The organism is Bradyrhizobium macuxiense, from assembly GCF_001542415.1.
In the GTDB taxonomy this organism is placed as follows: domain Bacteria; phylum Pseudomonadota; class Alphaproteobacteria; order Rhizobiales; family Xanthobacteraceae; genus Bradyrhizobium; species Bradyrhizobium macuxiense.
Genome location: NZ_LNCU01000137.1, coordinates 955 through 1,180, shown reverse-complemented (window position 1 = coordinate 1,180; position 226 = coordinate 955). Strand labels below are relative to the sequence as shown.

The 226-nt window shown below is 65.9% G+C and carries 1 protein-coding gene; it reads right to left on the bottom strand.

Annotated elements, in window-relative coordinates:
- Nucleotides 1–226, bottom strand: a 226-nt coding sequence (locus AS156_RS46245) for a transposase (protein ID WP_245312937.1), incomplete at both ends; no start/stop codon positions are given.

Sequence of the window (226 nt, the reverse complement as noted above, 5' to 3'; positions counted from 1 at the left end):
GCATTGGTGGTGCGCACGCTCTTCCACTGGCTCGGCGGCAAACGTGCGAAGGTGAACAGCCGCTCGCCAGCCTCCTCCAGGCTGTCGGCCACGGCGCGATGTTTGAGCCGCCATTTGCGGATGAAGGCCCTGCGCCGGGTGGCGATCTGCTCGGGGGTCGTGGCATAGATCATGCCGTTGTAATCGGCGGTGATCTCCTCATGCAGGCGCTCGGGTGCGTGCGCCA